The sequence below is a fragment of the Paenibacillus sp. FSL R5-0623 genome (assembly GCF_037974265.1).
In the GTDB taxonomy this organism is placed as follows: domain Bacteria; phylum Bacillota; class Bacilli; order Paenibacillales; family Paenibacillaceae; genus Paenibacillus.
In genome coordinates, this window is the sequence record NZ_CP150233.1 from 1,666,975 (window position 1) to 1,685,585 (window position 18,611).

Consider the following 18,611-nt stretch of genomic DNA (forward strand, 5'->3'; position numbering starts at 1 on the left):
ATGGCGAAACTGGCCGATCCAGTTCAAGTAAAAGCAATTCCATCGGCAAGGAAACGAGCACTCCACAGAACTAACGTGATTGGGTGGCTGTTTGCTTCACCTTGGGCTATAGGGCTGCTATGCTTTTATGCAATTCCCATGCTAATGTCCATCTACTTCAGCTTCACGACTTACAGCATTCTACAGCCTGGTGAATTTATCGGAATGAATAATTATAAAGAGCTTTTTCATGATCCTTTGTTTTGGAAATCCATATACAACACGATTTATTTTACGGTATTTTTTGTTCCATTAAGTATATTTTTCGGTGTGGCACTCGCTATGATGTTGAATATGAAGGTCAAGGGTATGGCTGTATTCAGAACGATCTTTTTCTTACCTACTCTCGTGCCACAAGTGGCTCTGGCTGTTCTGTGGATGTGGCTGTTACATCCAAACTTCGGATTGGTGAACGGGATGTTAGCGAATATCGGTATCGATGGGCCCGCTTGGCTTGGTGGTGAGTCGTGGTCCAAGCCCTCTCTCATTCTGATGTCGCTTTGGGGTATTGGGCAAGCTGTCGTTATCTACCTTGCAGGATTAGGAGACATCCCTGAGGAGTACTATGAAGCGGCGCAAATCGATGGAGCTAACTGGTTTCAGAAAACGAGAAAGGTAACCCTGCCTTTGCTCACTCCCGTTATTTTCTACAACCTTGTCATGGGAATGATTGGTGCATTCCAACAGTTTACTCTTCCCTATACATTGACCAAAGGGCAAGGAACTCCTGCAAATTCCATGACTTTTTACGTCATGTATTTATATGAGAACGGCTTTAGGTATTTCAAAATGGGTTATGCCTCCGCAATGGCCTGGATCTTATTTATTATCGTTATGGCATTAACCGGAATTATTTTTATTACGTCTAAACGCTGGGTTCATTATCAAGGGAAATAAGGAGGAAGTAAGGGATGAATCCTACCGCTATCAAAAGAATCAATCGTGCGTTAGCCTATGTATGTCTAACTGTTGCTTCTGCATTTTTCATGATTCCGTTCATTTGGCTGCTTTCGACTTCTCTTAAACCACTCACACAAATCTTTACATTCCCACCAGAGTGGATTCCGCGTCCAATTCTGTGGAGTAATTATTCCCGTGCTGTTGAGTACATCCCTTTCTGGACATATCTGAAAAACACGGCGATTATAACAATCGTTAGTACGCTTGGTGTAATCATATCCTGTCCCTTGGTTGCATATAGTTTTGCCAAGTTAGAGTACCGTGGGAGAGGTATACTTTTCTTTGTTACCCTTGCTGTTATGATGATCCCCGGACAGGTGACAATGATTCCTCTATTCCTGTTGTTTACTAAATTAGGTTGGGTAGGAACACCTCTTCCCCTGATTGTACCCCAATTTTTTGGAGTGCCCATTTACATTTTTCTATTGCGGCAGTTTTTCATGGGACTGCCTGATGCCCTGCGCGAAGCGGCCCGCTTAGACGGCGCTAGTGAGTTCCGCATATATTTACAGATCATGTTTCCACTAGCCAAATCCGCCGTTTTAGCGGTGGCATTGTTTCAATTTATGGGGAGCTGGACTGATTTCATGGGCCCCTTGCTCTATTTAACCAATGAACCATCTTACACGGTTTCGCTCGGATTGCAGCAATTTCAGAGTCAAAAAGGATCCGAATGGGGTCTATTAATGGCCGTATCCACCTTGATGACATTACCTATTATCGTTTTGTTCTTTTTTCTTCAAAAGACGTTTATTAGCGGCATTACATTTAGCGGTATAAAAGGTTGAACATCATTTGTATGAATTAAGCTCCAGCGATGCGGAACCCCAGGGATGTTAGGACGGACCATTCCGCGACATGGATCGGCTGTTATGGACCCACAGGTATCAATGGCATTATCGATCAGATCGCTCAGGCTCTGTTGGCTTGAGAGGCAGCTTTTAGATGAGGAGAAACATCCAGCTCGTGTTCTGTACCCTAAGTCGTAAATGATTAGCATAGCCCCATTGTTAAAATTGTAAAATCGAAAGAAAACGTTATGCTGCACCTATGGGACGCAGTAGCGTAACAAAAGCTGCATGGCCGATTGGCTTATGCAGCAGGAGGAAGCGCCACGACGATGAGGTCGCGGCGCTTTTTTCGTGCATCACGGCGTAGCTATCGTGATGCACCAAGTGTTGCCATCATGAGAAAGTGAGCTCGTGATGGCAGCATGACACCGCGCTAATGCACGCGGTGCAACCCCATAAGGTGCTGCCCATTGGGCGCAGCACCTCATCCTGACGAGGCGTGCCATTGCACAAGCCGCGCTCCGTTTACCTTTTACCACATTAAAAGCATCATTTAAATCGGAGAAAGCAACATGATATAATCAAAGTAAAACGGATCAAGGCAGGAGAGTTAAAGATCATGGATGATTTTACGAAAAAACGCATTCAAAAGATTATGGACCATTACACCGAGAATGCTGTACCCGAGCATGTGAAAAGTCAGATAAAGATTAGTTATAAAATCAGAAGGAAAAATGTGACGTTAATTGAAGAAAGACAAGCCTTTCAAAGTGATCAATGGGTACAGATGCCGGTAGCGCAGTTCAGATTGGATGAGAAGGCATGGAAAGTGTATTGGCAGGACAGTAAAGGCAAATGGCATTTCATCGATGATATCGAACCGAACGAAAATTTTGAAACACAACTCAGGATCGTTGACGAAGGTCATAACGGAATGTTCTGGGGTTAATTTTTCATATGTCAAATCGGCAACTATTGAAGAGACGGAGGCCACAGAATGGACCCGAAGACATACCTGGCAGAGCATTTTCCAAACCTGACCTTAGAACCGCCTCTTTTTTATAATTGGGAAGTTGCAATACGATTCGAACTTGGCAATTCTCTGATGTTTGGAATGAGTACGGAGCATTACATGGAACAAGTTTATCATCGATCACTTGAATTATTTAAGGCTCTTCATGATCAAGAAGATGAAGTCCTCTTAATAACTCAAGCTTATTTTGCAGATAAGCCTAAACACAAAGTGAAGAAGTTGAACCTGTACAGGAAATATATCAAGAAGAAAGAGCCGATTAGAGCCTTGAGCCTTGAGAAATTTCCAGGTTTGGATTGTGAACCGGATGACATCCTAGACCCAAAGGACAACATGTATAGGTACTGGACTAAATGTAGAGTTGAGGACTTGAAATATAATCAGTTAATCAAAGCTATATGTAATCATGATGTTGGAATTAAGCCAAGGATTTATCATAGGGTGTATTTCATTAATATAAGTAAGAAAACGATATTTCAGATCTATGATGATAGAGGTTGCGATGTTATTTCAGCATCAAGGGAAGAGCTAATGGATATTTATACAGAATATAACGATTGGATTTTAGATTATGATAGAGACAGAATTAACAATGTATTTCTAGGATAATGCGGGAAAACCTGAAATTAAATTGATCATAATCCTTAATGGAATGGATGATCGATGATCCAAGACCGTTTTCTGATGTTGATCGCGCAGGGATAATGTATTATTTGAAATACAGGTTTGGAAAAAAATTTAAGGGCGTTCAGATGTAAGGAGTAAGAATTATGGATAAAAAAGAAAAGAAGTTAATTATTGCGGTAATTGTACTTGCTGTAGTTGTATTAGGAATTATATGGTACCTAAAAGTAGGCTATCTATTAAGGAAACCAGAGATGCCCGAAGCAAATATTGCAATTCAGACCCAAATGGTCGATGGTGGCGCGATCAGTTTACGAAATGCTGATTACACGGAAAATCAAATCAAGGTTGGATATGAAGTGAAAGGGTTCAGTTTGGAGGAATATAATATTGCTTGTGAGCTTTATCATGACGGACATTTGATTTCAACTTCTGGCTCAACAGGTGGAGGTTTGATAGAACTGGACAAAAAGCATTATTACTTCATTGGTCATGAGAATATAACTGAAATGAATCTGCCTGAATCTATACATCTAAACGTGGAGATTAAAGTGATACCCAATGATTTTAGACAAAAAGCGATAACTTCATCCTTTGACGTTAGTCTTGATAAAGAAGTGCAATAGATTGAAGGGGCAGCTACGTCCGCAAAGGTCACCGTTGTTTGATGAAAACCTTAATTCAAATGGTACTTCTCCATAACGGAGTCACGGAAAGTTTCGTATTCTGATAACTCTTGTGCAGTGGAGGATTGAGGTACACTATATTGAGTTATCCCTTCAAGGCTGAATTTGCCTAGGTTATAGTTGATTAATCCATAATCACCAAAGGTGTTTTTCATCAAGAAAAGCACACTTTTATCACCCTTCTGCAGTTCTACATAGTCATCAACTGTATATTTGACGTCTCCTTCTAGACTAACGGGTTCAATGATCGTCAATTCGTTCTGATCCGAAGGGAAGTCGTTGGGTTTCTTCAATATCTTTTCAATCTTGATATTTGTATTGGTGTGATAGGATTGCATGGTTCCATCATCAAATGCAGTAATAACATGCTCTCGATCTCTGAAATCTTCTGTTGCATAACCAATAACGATCAGTTCAGCAAACGCATCCAGCTTATCTATTTCATGAAATATTAAAGAGTTGGCTGGAAGGTTGACGACTTTATGAATGGGCAAGTCCGGTTTCGATTGACCATTCATATATGCTAATGTACCAATGGAGACAGCTAGGAATATCAATACAGAGATTATTACAATTTTATTTTTGAAAAGAGACATGATCTCATCCTCTCCGTGAAATTGAGTTTTTGCAAGGATTTTACTGCATTTCTACTATACACATATCTGAAAATTATTGTAAATTTAATTGTATAAGTCAGAAGAGTTCAAGGAGGATCCTATGAAGACCATTGTGTATATGGTTAGGCATGCGGAGTCACCGTATACGGAAGGAACGGAAAGGACCAGAGGACTTACTTTGGAGGGCAAGGTGAATGCAGAACGAATAACGGAAATCTTAACGAATGAAGGAATAGACGCCATTGTCTCAAGTCCTTATGCCAGGGCTATTCTAACCTTAGAAGGTGTGGCAGCAGCGTTAGGATTAGATATTCAGATCATGGAGGATCTTCGGGAAAGACATTTTTCAGATGATATGATTGCGGATGAAGAGTTCGAGCCTGCTTCGAAGAAGATGTTTGATGACCCTGATTATGCATTGTCAGGAGGCGAGTCGAACACGGTTTGCCAGAATAGGGCAGTGGGCGTTTTGAAACAGATTTTAGAAGAATACAAGGGTAAAAAGGTGACGATCGGCACACACGGACATGTAATGACGTTAATGATGAATTACTTTGATTCGAGTTACGGATTGGATTTCATGAATCAAACCAAGAAACCGGACATTTATCGATTACAATTTGACGAGATGGAATTAGAGAACGTGACAAGGCTATGGGGCAAATAGGGTGAAAGATATGGAACGAGGACTCATTATATTTTTGAACATAACGTCAAAGGTTAGTTATGAAAGATGGAATACCTATGAATAAAGATAATTCCAAACCAACTTTAATGATTATACTTCACGAGATTTATGGAATAAACGATCATATTAAGTACTTTAGTGACATGTTGATCATGAAAGGTTTTGATGTCGTAATTCCAAATCTCATTGGTCGGGAGTCATTTACATATGATGAAGAGGATAGGGCATATCAACATTTTTATAACAAAATTGGATTAACCCAAGCATTATCTAAAGTAGTAGATGTAGTAAATCTTAAAAGAGATAAGTATGAATATATTTTCATTATAGGTTTTAGCGTAGGTGCAACAATTGCATGGATGAGTAGCGAGCATGGAGTCGATGGAATTATTGGATTTTATGGATCGAGAATAAGAAATTATTTAGAGATAGAACCAAGTTGTCCAACCTTGTTAATTTTCGCAAGACATGAGGAATCAGTGAATGTATTAGACTTAGAAGCAAAATTACGGGTTAAAAAGCATACGAATATAAAAGTTATAGAAGCCGAACATGGATTTATGAACCCATATTATAGTGCATACAATAACCATGAGTGTTTGGAATGTATAGAGAAATGCAAGGAATTTCTTATGCAAATCGTCGAAGAAGACACAGTCATCCGATGACAATGTATTCACGCTGCGGGTTATCAGAACAATTAGTTCTAATTTACGCTGTTTACTCTTTACTTATTGAGAAAGGAAGTGATCGTATTAGTAATATTGACAAGCGAAATAGACTTAGTGAAGAAGTGTTCACTTATAAAACTGCTAAAGACAATAAAGTATTCATTTACTGGAAGGGAAAGCAAGTTACTATACTCTCTGGTAAGGCGAGTGATAAATTTTTAAAAGCAATAGAAGGAAAGGATCATAAGGGTACCCAATTAGTAATGGCCAAAATTACTGGAAATTTTAAACGCGGCAATGAGAAAGATAATAAATCATGAGTAATAAACAGCATATTCACGAGAGGCTCAACAGTATGGACTGCAGATGTATTAACAACGATCATGGAACCGGGCAGTGAAACACTAAGAAATAGGAGGGTTCATATGAAAGCTGTGATTTGCACCAATTACGGACCGCCAGAAGTGCTGCAGATGAAAGAGATGGAAAAGCCTAAACCGAAAGACCATGAGGTTTTAATTAAAGTTTTTGCAGCCACTGCACATATTGGTGATACCCGTATTCGAAGAGCGGATCCATTCTTGGTGAGACTTGTATTTGGCATGCTGAAGCCCAGGAAAAATTTAATACTTGGCCTGGAAATATCCGGTGTGATTGAGTCGGTAGGGAAAGACGTACAATCCTTTAAGGAAGGAGACAAGGTCTTTGGGCTTACAGGCTTTTGTGGGGGTTATGCCGAATACATTTGTTTACCTGAAAAAGTGAAAAAAGGAACCGGAGAAAAAAAGGGAATGGTTGCAATAAAGCCCAACAATCTATCCTACGAAGAAGCTGCGGCCGTTCCATCGGGAGCACTTACAGCTTTGAAAAATTTGCAAAAAGCAAAAATCAAGCCAGGTCAGAAAATATTGATCTATGGAGCATCCGGTAGCCTTGGGACCTATGCAATCCAACTTGCGAAATACTATGAGGCAGAAGTCACAGCGGTGTGCAGTAAAAGTAATTTTGGATTGGTAGAATCTATAGGAGCGGATAAAGTAATCGATTATACCGAAGAAGACTTTACGCAATCAGAAACTAAATACGATATCGTTTATGATGCCGTAATAAAAGCCGAACCCTCACAATGCCAAAAAATCCTAACACCCAATGGTGTTTTTCTAAACAACAGTCGCCTTCCGAAAATGGAAGAAGCCGATTTACTCTTTCTCAAAGAGTTGATCGAGGAAAACAAACTAAAACCAATCATCGATCGAACCTATACTTTGGATGAAATTGTGGAGGCCCACCGATATGTGGATACCGGGCGTAAGAAAGGCAATGTGGCAATAACGGTCAGATAGAATGCTGCCGCTGGGAGAAGAAGCCGCTGCCATGTAGGTGCAGCGGCCGATTAGAGTAGGACAGTAAGGGCAGATGACATTTCATCGATGATATCGAACCGAATGAAGAGTTTGAAACACAGCTAAAGATCGCGGACGAAGGTCATAAAGGAATGTTCTGGGGTGAACTGAATTACAGAAGAATGACGAGTAAGAAATAAACGGAATGATGGAGAGATTCATTGATACATTATAGACAGAATGCCGGTAAACGAACTGCCAATTTCATAGATAAGGGTGATGAATGTGGAACGAGGACTCATTATATTTCTGAACGGTACGTCAAGTTCGGGTAAGACCAGTATCGCGGTGGAAATAAAAAATCAGGGAGACATTCCATTTCATCATCTATCTGTAGATCAATTTCTGCATAATTATGATCAATTTATCGACAATACATATCCAGATATGAAACCAACAAGAGAAGTGGAACACCATGTGATGACCGATATCCTGTTCGACCCCATCAATTCGTTGTACTGTGCAACCATTAAACTGTTTTCGGAGATGGGTCTGAATGTCATCGTGGATACGGTCATCAGTAATGACAAGTGGTTTAACGATTTTTATGAGTTACTATCGGATTATCCGATACTGTTTGTAGGCGTGCAGTGCTCGAAAGAAGAACTCACCAGAAGAGAGCAGAGCAGGGGAGATCGCGAGATTGGACTTGCCCATTCCCAGTTCGACTACATCTACTCTTATGATGAATATGATCTGGAAGTGAATACGGAAGAGCTTAGCTCAGCTGCATGTGCGGAAAAGATATTAAGTTATATGAAGTCTGATCAGGAATACTTGGCATTTAAGAAGTTAAGCAGAGGAGAGGTAAAAACACCGTAAAAGAAATGAATTCAAGACCAAGGCTGGTAAGGTGGTCAAAAAATTGGAGATGGAGGATCAGACCTCAAGACAAAGTCTGTATTATGCAAACAAATTTGGATATAGTTCGCTTGAAGTAGTTTATAATCAGTTTAAGGAGCAAGGAGGAGTCGAGCATGATTATTTTCAAAGCAACCCAACTCACATTAAAAGATCTTCATGCCAAACCGGAAATCAGCCAAGACAGCGATGCCTTCTTTAGTTGGCATGTAAACTTCTTCACGTTGTATGGCAGAAAACACTATGTGTTTATGAATGATTTGTCCAGGTTAAGCTTAACGATCTATGGGATTAGAGCAAATCAGGCGAGTAAACTGGCAGGAATCTTTAAAAAGAATTTAGAGGACTATTTGGCCGTTGAGAAGCTTCCTGATCACCTGGTGAACTATTATTTGGAAAAATGTAACGTGAGCACGATCACCAAAACGGATAGTCGAAGTGTTATAAGTACCATGAATGAAATCATGCTTGTGATGAAGACGCTTGAAGTTGAAGATAATGATTTTCGTGATAAAGATGAACGGCATATGTGGAATAATAGATCCATGTATAAACCCATTGACTATAAAGAACCCATCGAGGTATTTGTTAAAGAGCTTCAAACACGGTTTGAAATGGAGAGTTAGAGAAACTGGATTTTCATAGGAGACCTCTAATGCCAGTAACAGTATAAGATGGATCATGGTGGGTTATTTCAGCAAACCACATCTGATCAAGTCAGACGTCATGAATACGGTAAAATGAGATCAGGAGATATGTTAAAATTACAGAAAGTAGAACTAACTCAATAACAGGAGGTAGAACACATGAAATGGCAAGAAGTTAGAGAACTGTTCCCTGACCAATTTGTTCTGGTTTCTATCATTCATTATCATGAGGAAGACAACAAAAAAATAGTAGATGAAGTTGCACCAATCCGAACCATATCAGAACGAGATGTAAACAAAGAGTTTTTTCAAGTAGAACCTGGTAACGTCGTGTATCATACTTCAAATCAAGACTTTGTGATCAACCTTCGCAGAGATCCATTAATGAGAGTGAGACGTAATACGAATGAAAATTAACTATGATGGTCAGTTAATTACAACGTCACTCACCGTTACATTTAGAGGCAGAGTATTAAGAATAGATGATGTAATTATAGATACAGGATCCTCACATACGATCATTAGTCCTGATGTTTTAGAGGAAATCGGTGTGACCTATGAAACTGGTGATTCGATATATGAAGCATACGGGATTGGAGGAAGTATTCCTTTCTACACCAAAGTCATGGATAGGATTGAAATAGGAACAAAAAGCATTGGGAATATAGAAATAGATGTAGGCATATTACCTAAAGAACATAAAGGGCTTCTCGGATTGGATATTCTGAAACAACAAAATTTTATAATTGATCTGAAAACATTAGAATTACATTATTGAAAATAAAATTGTAGTAATGAATGAGACTTATTTATAGTGCGTTTCGGATAATAAGATACATATACAAGTGGTTTTTACCTAACAAATTTTGTTGGTTTTTTTTGTTCTAGAGCCTGCGTGCTTTTCAACAGTTGAATTATGCTCTTATCCCATTACTCCAATCCGTAACCAACACTAAACATAAGCACTAGTCGCTGCCATGAAACCGATTGCCCGTTCTCCAGTTTGAGCACAAGAAGCATGGTTTATTTTCTCCAAGGAGTTATTACCTTTCTTGGCACTATGTCGCATTAGTCCGGCTCAAATGTCGCAAAAGTACATGGTAACACGATACGGAGATCGTTTATACTCTCTTTATGTTTCGATAATGAAAATCATTATCAGTATTATACATAAGGGGGATTCATCATGAATCAAGGAACAAAGAGGCAGGCTGCCGGAAGCAAGGCATATGCTGCTCACAAATCACGATTATTCATGGGCTTGATGTTGGCCCTTATTCTAGTCCTGACGGCTTGCGGTGCCGCAACAGGTACAGATAGCGGTAAGCAATCTGCAGCAACGCCAGCGGAGACACCTGCGAATGCGGAAACGCAAACGGATGGAGCTTTTCCCGTAACGATCAAGGGCATGAAGGGTGACATTACTCTAAACGAAAAACCGAAGAGAATTGCAATTCTTGATGTTAAGTTCTTGGATCAGATGTTAGCGATTGGCGAGAAGCCAGCAGGAAGTGTTATTGCAGGAGGGAATACCGATTTTCCAGAATATTTAGGAGACCAACCGAATGGCGTAGAAGTTCTGGGTACAAGGGACGAGCCTAACCTGGAAGCGATTGTAGCGTTGGACCCGGATCTGATTATCATGACGGACTTCCAGGAGAAGCAATATGAGGGTGTAAGTAAAATTGCTCCTACCCTGGTACTCGATTTCTACGAAGACTGGCGGGATACGTTAGCTACAGTGGCTAAGATTACAGACAAGCAGGACGAGGCAGAGAAAGTGCGTACAGCGTATGAAGAGAAAATCGCCGGGCTGAAGACAAAATTGTCAGAGAAGCTGGGCGATGAAACGGTGGCGATCATTCGTCCACGAAAAGAAGGAATTCGTGTTCACGGTATTGAGCACCGCATTGGCGGTATTATGTACAATGACTTGGGGCTGAAGATGCCTGCTGTGGTACAGGAGATTAATGAAGATGGTTCCATAGAAATCTCTATGGAAAAAGTGCCTGAGATCGGGGCAGATCGTTATTTTGTGCTGTCGGATGAACTGTTTGCGGCAGAGGCAGAAGCTATGGTGAGTAATCCCGTGTGGGAGTCCCTGGATGCTGTGAAAAATAACCGCACGTATGATGTAAACTCAACACTGTGGATTGCATACTACGGACCGCTTGCGATTAATCTGATTGTAGATCAGGCAGCGGAAGCCCTGCTCGGATCGAACTAATATGAACCTATATCTCTCGACAGACTTATGGAAAGAGACGGTAGAGGATCATTCGATTTTGCTTGGTGAGCCGCCTGAACATAGTGTCCGTACCATTGCTTTGAGTGAGTTGCATGACGAAGAGGCGTGTCGAGAGTATATCAGCTGGTTTCAGAACTATATCGATGCGCCTGACATGAAGGTTGCCGCTTCCATGTTAGCCAAACGGATCGGTTATCTGTGGACGGCTCCACTTGTGACCGCGATGACTTTTCATCATCAGCATGTAACCTTTCAGCTGGAGAACAGCTTTCTCTATCATCCAGCGCTCTCAGATCATGAGGGCAGTACACGATTTCCTTTTCTAGCGGTGAATGGACTTCAGGCTGAAGGACTAACGGGAGACAGGGGAGTATGGCGGGAAAAGGTGCTCGAGGAGATGTTTGCGGTACAGCTTACACCGCTGTTAAAGACGCTTGCTGCGATTGCGCCTCTTTCGATGAGTATTCTCTGGGAGAACATCATGGTACGTATCGGCCGACTATTCGCTCCTGATGAAGCCGAGACTGAGCAGGAAAGTAAGATCATTCAAGAGGACTTTTCATATCTGACGCAGGTGGCATCCGGGGAAGTGTTTGGTGAGAGGAAGAATCCGTTAACCCGCTTCACCGATTGTAAGGACAATGTGCATGTTGCTAAAAGCGAGCGAATTACCTGCTGTTTCTATTACCACATGTCAGGTGAATATTGTCTCAAATGTCCGAAAATTGACAATGAGAAAGAATCTCAACTAAAATGACAACAGCAAGAATTTTACCTTTGCGATTGTCAGGAGATGAGAGAAATGCCGCTGCAAGAACAGACAAGTCTATGGAGTGATACAACGATCAAGATGCTTGACGGGGATAGCGGTACTTTGCAGACAGGCAGCGTTTTACACGTAACGGATTTAACTTCAAATGTGCTGCTGCTGGCATATGGAGGGGAAGGGGAGCTTGCAATGGATGGCGAGGGTTGCCACATTGGAGCTTCTTTTGCCTGTCATGTGGTGAAGGGATCATCCTTTACGCTGACGGCCAGATCAGAGGACATTCATTATATTGTCATTATGTACAAGGCTTCTTCTATAGAAGGAGCCTCTCTTATTGTGCCTTCATATCGCAAGCATCCGCTGCGCAGGTCATTTGTTCAAAACTCGGCAACCCATGCGGAATGGATCGAAAACGCCGAGAAAATCGTTGCCAAATGGCGCCGCGGTGAAGGACTGGAACGTTTCTATGCCAACGCTTTGCTCCAAGGAATGATCTACGAGCTGATCATGGAGTATGAACGTGGTCAAGGGGGAGCGGAGTCCGACATGGTGGATGTAGTCGCTTCTTATATCACATCGCACTATCGTCAAAACTTGGAGCTAAAAGAGCTGGCAGCCCTTGCGGGCTGTAGTGTAAGACAGCTGCAGCGACGATTCAAACAAGAGAAGCAACTTGGACCGATGGAATACGTCATTCAGCTGCGTATGGAAAGTGCCTCACGCATGCTATGTCACACGGATGCCTCCATCGGTGAAATTGCGGACAAAATGGGCTATCGCGATATGTATTACTTCAGCAGAGCATTTAAAAAATATCATGGTGTCCCACCGCTACATTACCGGCATGCCGCCGCTTCGAGAAGAGATGCAGACTATGCGAATGCTTTGCTACAAAATCGCACAGCTTCTTCTTATGAATCAGCCGAAGGTCCGGTCATCTGCCATATGCGCGGGGAGTACACCGTCACCGAGATACCACAGCGTATCGCTGTCCTCGATGTGCAATATGCTGATCATTTGCTTGCACTGGGCTTGTCTCCGGTAGGAAGTGTCGGACTAGGAAGTACCGTGTTAACGTTCCCTCAATCACTCCGGGCAGGACTCCAACATACAGCATTACTTGGTACGTATGAATACCCCGATCTCCAGGCGGTAGAGCGACTTGCGCCGGATCTGATTATTTGCACCGAGGTGCATGATCAGCATCATGAATGGTTAAGCCAGAACGCTCCAGTACTCATGTTCAAGCGTAACGAAAACTGGCAGACGATTCTAATTCTGTTCGGTGAACTGACAGGTAAGCGAGCAGAGGCCAAGCAGATTATCGCGGATTATCATCGCCGAACAGCTTTGCTATCCGAGGAATTGTCCTCTGTACTTGCAGGAAAAAGTGTGGCATTGATTCGTCCACTCGATTCCCTCGTGCGCGTCCATTCTGCTGCTCATCGCACAGGCGCTGTGTTGTACCGGGATCTGGGTCTGCCCGTTCCGTTATTTGTTGCAGATACCACCGACACGGCCTATCATATCTCGGTTGAGAGATTACCTGCAGTACAGGCTAGCCACTACTTTTTGCTGAGTAATGAGCTTATGCAGGATGGGATATCTGCGACAGAGACGAGGGTTTTGGGAATGCTGGATGGGGGTGAGCAACAGTGTGTATATTCTGTTGATGCTGCAACATGGATCGGCTGTTATGGGCCAACAGGAATCAATGGCATAGTGGATCAGATCGCACAGACATTGTTGGGGTGAGGGGGAGTTGTACTGCAACTCCCCCTATTTACATATATCCAAAATATATTGGATTAGTGGAGAACTTCTTCAAACAGAGGTGTATCATAATTAAGAATGCAGTCATTCTATTATGTAGGTCGCATTTGTTTCTTCATTTTATTGTTACGGAGAACGTTGACAGAAGTAATTGACGAAAGATACAATCCATATATTCCCTATAGTTTCAAAAGCGTTTATATCGATTGATCGTTTTAAAAATATACTTTAGCTCTCTATTTGGAATTTGGTTTCTTGGATATACCTTCAGGAAGCGATAGTGTCTTAATACTTAAAGGATCGTAGTTCACGAAAACAAATACCTTCTTTTTCTTATCGCCTTCAATGTAGCCATGGAGGCCTAACGACTTGGCTAGATCGGTAGGAGAGAATTTATACTCCGTAAAACGAACGGTTACACCGTATTTTTCGAGAACATAATTTGCAGCGAACTTCTCGGCGGAGGATACAATCGCCTTTTCTTCTTCGGAGGCACATGCTCCGAGTAAGAGAGATGAGATGATTAAGAGTACGAATAGGAAGAAAGGTTTTCTCAAAAAGGGACACCTCTACTTTCATAGACTGGTATTAATATACTATAAAGATTGAATTATCACTAGTTTACATAATCATATCGGAATGTTCAATTCAGGAGGTATTTATGCGGAACGATTACATTAGCGATGAGTTGTATAAGGAAATATCTGATCTTGCCTACCAGGACAACATTACTGCCGGAGCACCGCTTACAGAAGAGGGAGATTATGCACAATGGAAGGTCATTGAACCTGAAGGTGCCGAGCTCCACAATAAAGTGTCGGGTTTCGATTCCGTCATCCTCCACAACAATCAGACGAATCAGATTGTCATCGGTTACCGCGGAACAGAGCCAGGTGGGAGCTGGCTTGGGAGAGCAGCCGATTACGAAACAGACGTGTTCGATGTTTTAGGTGGACGCACCAGAGAACTGGAGGATGCCGTAACTGACCCTAATCATCATAACATTTTCAAAAAAAGCTTTATTCAATCCATTAAGGACGATATCGATTGGGAGAACAATCAATTTCATCAGGCGGAAGTGCTTTATGAACAAGTCAAAGCAAAATATCCCGACTCCAGTATCTCCCTTACGGGACATTCGCTTGGAGGTGGTTTAGCGCAATACGTGGCAGCACGGCAGGATTTGTCGGCCATGACATACAGTGCTCCGAGTGTAACCAATTTGCTGGACGATGCAAGCTTGGCTAAAGTGAACGAGGGTTATTATGATGGAAAAGTGGTGAACATCGTTCAGCCTAACGATTCAGTAGGTGCAGGAGGACTTTTTGAATATGACAGACATGTTGGCAGCACGTACTACAAAGGCCAGGATTTTGACTCGGCCAATGCGATGTACCAAAACTGGAGGCTGCAATTCCAGCTCATGGTGCCGATTCGTCCGATGGGGCCCAGCGGTCCGTTAGTCACATATAATTTCCCAATTGATATCGATCTGGACAAGTTTCAGGTAGGTAATATTGTTCGATTGATGGACTCGTTTTCCAAAAAAGAAGGCAAGGGATATCACTCAATGAACCAGTATCAATTTGATGAACAGGGTAACTTGGTGGGTCCACTTATCGATCGCGCCACGGGGAAACAAATTGACATCTCACCACGCTGGAATGCTTATCAGGAATCACGGATGGCTTTGTCAAACCTCGTTGGTGGGTTGGTGGCCCCCTTGATTGCGGCTGCATCCAATGGAAAGTCAGGTCAAGGTGGTGGCACAATCCGACTAACGCCGGAGGAATTGGCACAGGCAGCCAAGGAGATGCGCTTTAGTTTGAGCGGGTTTTCCAATGATGCACAAGCTTCCATCCGAATGTTCGAGGCTTATACTTCTACAAGTGAAAGCCATTCCTTCACGTCAATCGCTTACGAAGCTACGGCGACACTGGAACGAATTAACCGTTGGTATCAGGAATCGATCAGCGAGATTGCAGAGTATATTGAACGCAAGCACGAAGATTTCGTTCAAGCCGACCAGTTCTTAACGGGAGGTAATTGACATGGGAAGAATATCGGTATCTTTATCCGATCTGAGAAGAGCCGTTCAGCAATGTGAGCAGTTGCAGGAGCGCTTAGTGCAGCAGGAGCAGAAGATGCGTTCAATACATAGTAGACTGGAGCAAGATTGGGCAGGAAATGCTGCCACAACGCTAGGATTCAAAATGCAATCTTTCCTGAACGGGACATCCAGCCGAATGGATGAATTGGAGGCGCATAAAGAAGCATTGCGACGATACATCCACAGGATGGAGGAAGCTGACCGTGCAGACTTCAAAGACCCGAGGGAGCACAGCATGCTGAGATGAGATATCCGAACAGTGGCTGAGACCTGGATTGGCTGTTATGCTCTAACAGGTATTAATGGGATTGTGGATCATTCGCTCAGGCTTTGTTGGCTTGAGCAGCAGTGCCGGCACAAGCCCATTTGAAGCGAAAGATGGTACGTTCACCTTTTAAAAAGTTGATATATCCCAAAAGCATCGGAAGGTCGTCGGATTCCCCATGGGATGAAGAACGACTTTTTTTGTTTTATTACTATAATGAAAGGTTGCACTGCATAATCGCATTCTACGCAACCCTGCATATATTCAGCGTATTCAAAGCCCATTGGATCGATTTGATAAGGGTTTGAGAAAACTAATAAATTCCCCCTATTCGCCAATTTCCTTTCGTAATTGTAACAATATGGGTTATCATATACGTAGTTCAGGCACTATTAGGAGGGGATTCAATGAAAAAAATATAGCACTAATCATACTAATGGTTGGATTGATAATAAGCATGTACTTCAACTATCAATTCAAAGCGTACAAAGACAATCAAGACGTTGATTACACGGTTAAACTGAATCATGGAACCGAAATTGGTATAAAAGAATCAATCTACAATTTAGATAATGTGATCAAAAGCTTAGAGGACAATTCTTCGAAGGAAACAGTCATACACGCATTAGGAAATGTGGCCGTATCTTTGAAAGTGGGTGAAGAATCATTCGTCTTTCTGAATTCCGACTTCAGGGAAGATCAGTTATCATCAACCAATTTAATCTATAATGTGTTTAGAGATATGTATACGCATATAAGAGTAGAAATCATAGACCAAATTTTATCGAATAAGATATCGCTAGAAAAAGAATCGAGAAATCAACTGATTAAGGATATAGGTGTGCTTAAACAAGATTTGGAGTATGTTGATAGTCAATTTAACGAGGATATTTTGAAAGAACAAAATTCTAAGTGGATTGAAAATAAATGGAAAGAGTTAATTGGAGAGATTGTAAATCGAAATACGGATTTTAAGTTATATGAAAGAATGAAAACGAAATACAATTTATAATGAGTTCGTGAGAGACTATGGATATAGGCGGATACCCCCGCACCAACTAACTGTGCTCATGCAGCCGCACCCTTTCGGGTGCTTTTAAGCCGGTGGTGGGTTAGCATCTACGAAACGACATCAAACCATAAGGAGGCCAATTTCGTGATTAGATTGTGTAAAAGCATGGATACGGATGTAATGTATCAGATTATTAATGATGCAGCAAAGGCTTACAAAGGAGTAATTCCTGACGATAGGTATCATGAACCTTATATGACATTGGAAGAGCTAAAGTGCGAAATGAACGATGGCGTAGTATTTTGGGGGTTTGAAGAAAAAAATCAATTATTAGGAGTTATGGGGATTCAAGATAAGGGTGATGTATGTTTAATTAGACACGCATATGTACGAACAAACCAACGGAATAGCGGAATAGGTACGAAGCTTTTAACTCATATGGTGGCTTTAACAAATAAACCGATCTTAATAGGGACATGGGACTCAGCTGAATGGGCTAAGAAATTTTACTTAAAGAATGGTTTTAAACTGGTATCACCTGATGAGAAGAAAAAGCTATTAAATACCTATTGGAATGTTCCAGAAAGACAAATTGAGACCTCTGTAGTCTTATGCGATAGCAAGAGGGCCACTTGACAAAATTTCAGAATATACAAGTTCAAATTAAATTAGAAGTGGTTTCGTATAATATCATATTCCCGCGTAGGGGCTTGCGCCCCTTGATCTGCCCGTAATATTTCTGTGGAATGGATAAGCAGGTACATCCATTCCCTAAGATAAGGGCTATCTAAAGGGGGGCGTCGTGATGCTGGAACATTCCAGAAATTAATAAATCAAAATTTGAAGAGAGGTTTTTTCCTAAAACCGCTTATGTTTAGTTCTGGACGCTTAAGTGAAAGACTACAAGGAGGGATATTATGAAGCTTTTTCGTGGAAAAGAAGCCTTAAATTAAGGTACTGATCTTATAAAACCTTCAATATATACGCCTCTTGGAACAATTGAACTTTCACTTGCTGCCTCTGGCGAATGTTATCTTCCTACTCACTGTTCTCAGCTCAAACATGGCGGATCACTCTACCAGTATTACTACGACTCGTTTGATTGCGAGTTAGTGCTCTGTAATCTGAACCATAATCTTTCTTCACCTCAGGAAGTAGAGGAATGCTGGGGAGCCGTATTTAGAATCAAACCCAATGCATATCATCAGATAAGCACTTGTAGCTTTTCGGCTTTGTGGAAAGAGGGATACAGCTGGGAAGATTACGGATCTGACACGGGAGAAAATCTTGAAGCTGTCGAATATGAGAATGAACAGTACCGCTTACACATAGGAACCCAAGAAGAACCACTGATAATGGGAAAAAGAAAACAAGGTGATAGGACTCCTAAATCTCTTACTTTGAACTCTGCTTT

The 18,611-nt window shown here is 41.7% G+C and carries 22 protein-coding genes; 20 read left to right on the top strand and 2 right to left on the bottom strand.

The genetic code is table 11. The features are described from left to right. The 5 genes from MKY92_RS07555 (at position 1) to MKY92_RS07575 (ending at position 4,073) form a co-directional block, all read left to right on the top strand. Positions 1 to 936 carry a sugar ABC transporter permease gene (locus MKY92_RS07555; RefSeq protein WP_150366429.1) on the top strand — a complete coding sequence of 312 codons (936 nt, stop codon included), beginning with the start codon at positions 1 to 3 and terminating at the stop codon, positions 934 to 936. 14 nt (positions 937 to 950) lie between these two features. Beyond that, positions 951 to 1,787, top strand: coding sequence for a carbohydrate ABC transporter permease (locus tag MKY92_RS07560; RefSeq protein WP_339299964.1), 837 nt, complete (start codon positions 951 to 953; stop codon positions 1,785 to 1,787). A 622-nt stretch (positions 1,788 to 2,409) separates the two neighbouring features. Then, a complete protein-coding gene (locus MKY92_RS07565) occupies positions 2,410 to 2,739 on the top strand; it encodes a DUF3024 domain-containing protein (RefSeq protein ID WP_339299965.1) in 330 nt (109 codons plus the stop codon). A 48-nt stretch (positions 2,740 to 2,787) separates the two neighbouring features. Then, positions 2,788 to 3,432 (top strand): DUF3885 domain-containing protein, encoded by a 645-nt coding sequence (locus MKY92_RS07570; protein ID WP_339299966.1) that lies wholly within the window; start codon positions 2,788 to 2,790, stop codon positions 3,430 to 3,432. Between the two features lie 161 nt (positions 3,433 to 3,593). Next, positions 3,594 to 4,073 (top strand): hypothetical protein, encoded by a 480-nt coding sequence (locus MKY92_RS07575; RefSeq protein WP_339299968.1) that lies wholly within the window; start codon positions 3,594 to 3,596, stop codon positions 4,071 to 4,073. A gap of 50 nt (positions 4,074 to 4,123) precedes the next feature. On the opposite strand, the gene MKY92_RS07580 is transcribed toward MKY92_RS07575, so the two are convergent. Further along, complete coding sequence (locus MKY92_RS07580; protein WP_339299970.1) at positions 4,124 to 4,729, bottom strand: hypothetical protein; 606 nt, start codon at positions 4,727 to 4,729, stop codon at positions 4,124 to 4,126. Positions 4,730 to 4,850: 121 nt separating this feature from the next. Between MKY92_RS07580 and MKY92_RS07585 the strand changes: the two genes are divergently transcribed. The 11 genes from MKY92_RS07585 (at position 4,851) to MKY92_RS07635 (ending at position 13,792) form a co-directional block, all read left to right on the top strand. Next, positions 4,851 to 5,417, top strand: coding sequence for a histidine phosphatase family protein (locus MKY92_RS07585; RefSeq protein ID WP_339299972.1), 567 nt, complete (start codon positions 4,851 to 4,853; stop codon positions 5,415 to 5,417). Between the two features lie 77 nt (positions 5,418 to 5,494). After that, on the top strand, positions 5,495 to 6,106 hold the full coding sequence (locus tag MKY92_RS07590) for a dienelactone hydrolase family protein (protein WP_339299974.1): 612 nt from the start codon (positions 5,495 to 5,497) through the stop codon (positions 6,104 to 6,106). 86 nt (positions 6,107 to 6,192) lie between these two features. Continuing rightward, on the top strand, positions 6,193 to 6,429 hold the full coding sequence (locus MKY92_RS07595) for a hypothetical protein (protein WP_076209533.1): 237 nt from the start codon (positions 6,193 to 6,195) through the stop codon (positions 6,427 to 6,429). Positions 6,430 to 6,534: 105 nt separating this feature from the next. After that, positions 6,535 to 7,452 (top strand): NAD(P)-dependent alcohol dehydrogenase, encoded by a 918-nt coding sequence (locus MKY92_RS07600; protein WP_339299975.1) that lies wholly within the window; start codon positions 6,535 to 6,537, stop codon positions 7,450 to 7,452. A gap of 285 nt (positions 7,453 to 7,737) precedes the next feature. Continuing rightward, positions 7,738 to 8,334: an AAA family ATPase gene (locus MKY92_RS07605; protein ID WP_339301732.1), complete on the top strand. Its 597-nt coding sequence runs from the start codon at positions 7,738 to 7,740 to the stop codon at positions 8,332 to 8,334. Positions 8,335 to 8,489: 155 nt separating this feature from the next. Further along, positions 8,490 to 8,999, top strand: coding sequence for a hypothetical protein (locus tag MKY92_RS07610; protein ID WP_339299976.1), 510 nt, complete (start codon positions 8,490 to 8,492; stop codon positions 8,997 to 8,999). A 180-nt stretch (positions 9,000 to 9,179) separates the two neighbouring features. Further along, positions 9,180 to 9,437, top strand: coding sequence for a hypothetical protein (locus MKY92_RS07615; protein ID WP_036669338.1), 258 nt, complete (start codon positions 9,180 to 9,182; stop codon positions 9,435 to 9,437). Further along, on the top strand, positions 9,427 to 9,798 hold the full coding sequence (locus tag MKY92_RS07620) for a retropepsin-like aspartic protease (protein WP_074094074.1): 372 nt from the start codon (positions 9,427 to 9,429) through the stop codon (positions 9,796 to 9,798). Before MKY92_RS07615 ends, MKY92_RS07620 begins: the two co-directional genes overlap by 11 nt. Before the next feature lie 408 nt (positions 9,799 to 10,206). Beyond that, a complete protein-coding gene (locus MKY92_RS07625) occupies positions 10,207 to 11,247 on the top strand; it encodes an iron-siderophore ABC transporter substrate-binding protein (protein WP_339299978.1) in 1,041 nt (346 codons plus the stop codon). 1 nt (position 11,248) lies between these two features. Continuing rightward, positions 11,249 to 12,025 (top strand): IucA/IucC family C-terminal-domain containing protein, encoded by a 777-nt coding sequence (locus MKY92_RS07630; RefSeq protein WP_339299979.1) that lies wholly within the window; start codon positions 11,249 to 11,251, stop codon positions 12,023 to 12,025. 45 nt (positions 12,026 to 12,070) lie between these two features. Next, positions 12,071 to 13,792, top strand: a complete 1,722-nt coding sequence (locus tag MKY92_RS07635) for a helix-turn-helix domain-containing protein (protein WP_339299980.1) — start codon at positions 12,071 to 12,073, stop codon at positions 13,790 to 13,792. 254 nt (positions 13,793 to 14,046) lie between these two features. Here the strand turns inward: MKY92_RS07635 and MKY92_RS07640 are convergent, their stop codons facing one another. After that, positions 14,047 to 14,367 carry a hypothetical protein gene (locus MKY92_RS07640; RefSeq protein WP_339299982.1) on the bottom strand — a complete coding sequence of 107 codons (321 nt, stop codon included), beginning with the start codon at positions 14,365 to 14,367 and terminating at the stop codon, positions 14,047 to 14,049. A gap of 104 nt (positions 14,368 to 14,471) precedes the next feature. Between MKY92_RS07640 and MKY92_RS07645 the strand changes: the two genes are divergently transcribed. The 4 genes from MKY92_RS07645 (at position 14,472) to MKY92_RS07660 (ending at position 17,833) form a co-directional block, all read left to right on the top strand. Then, positions 14,472 to 15,860 (top strand): hypothetical protein, encoded by a 1,389-nt coding sequence (locus tag MKY92_RS07645; protein ID WP_339299984.1) that lies wholly within the window; start codon positions 14,472 to 14,474, stop codon positions 15,858 to 15,860. 1 nt (position 15,861) lies between these two features. Then, on the top strand, positions 15,862 to 16,167 hold the full coding sequence (locus MKY92_RS07650; protein ID WP_339299986.1) for a WXG100 family type VII secretion target: 306 nt from the start codon (positions 15,862 to 15,864) through the stop codon (positions 16,165 to 16,167). 454 nt (positions 16,168 to 16,621) lie between these two features. Continuing rightward, positions 16,622 to 17,197 carry an oxidoreductase gene (locus tag MKY92_RS07655; RefSeq protein ID WP_339299987.1) on the top strand — a complete coding sequence of 192 codons (576 nt, stop codon included), beginning with the start codon at positions 16,622 to 16,624 and terminating at the stop codon, positions 17,195 to 17,197. A 144-nt stretch (positions 17,198 to 17,341) separates the two neighbouring features. Then, complete coding sequence (locus MKY92_RS07660) at positions 17,342 to 17,833, top strand: GNAT family N-acetyltransferase (RefSeq protein ID WP_076251680.1); 492 nt, start codon at positions 17,342 to 17,344, stop codon at positions 17,831 to 17,833. The last annotated feature ends 778 nt before the right edge of the window (positions 17,834 to 18,611 follow it).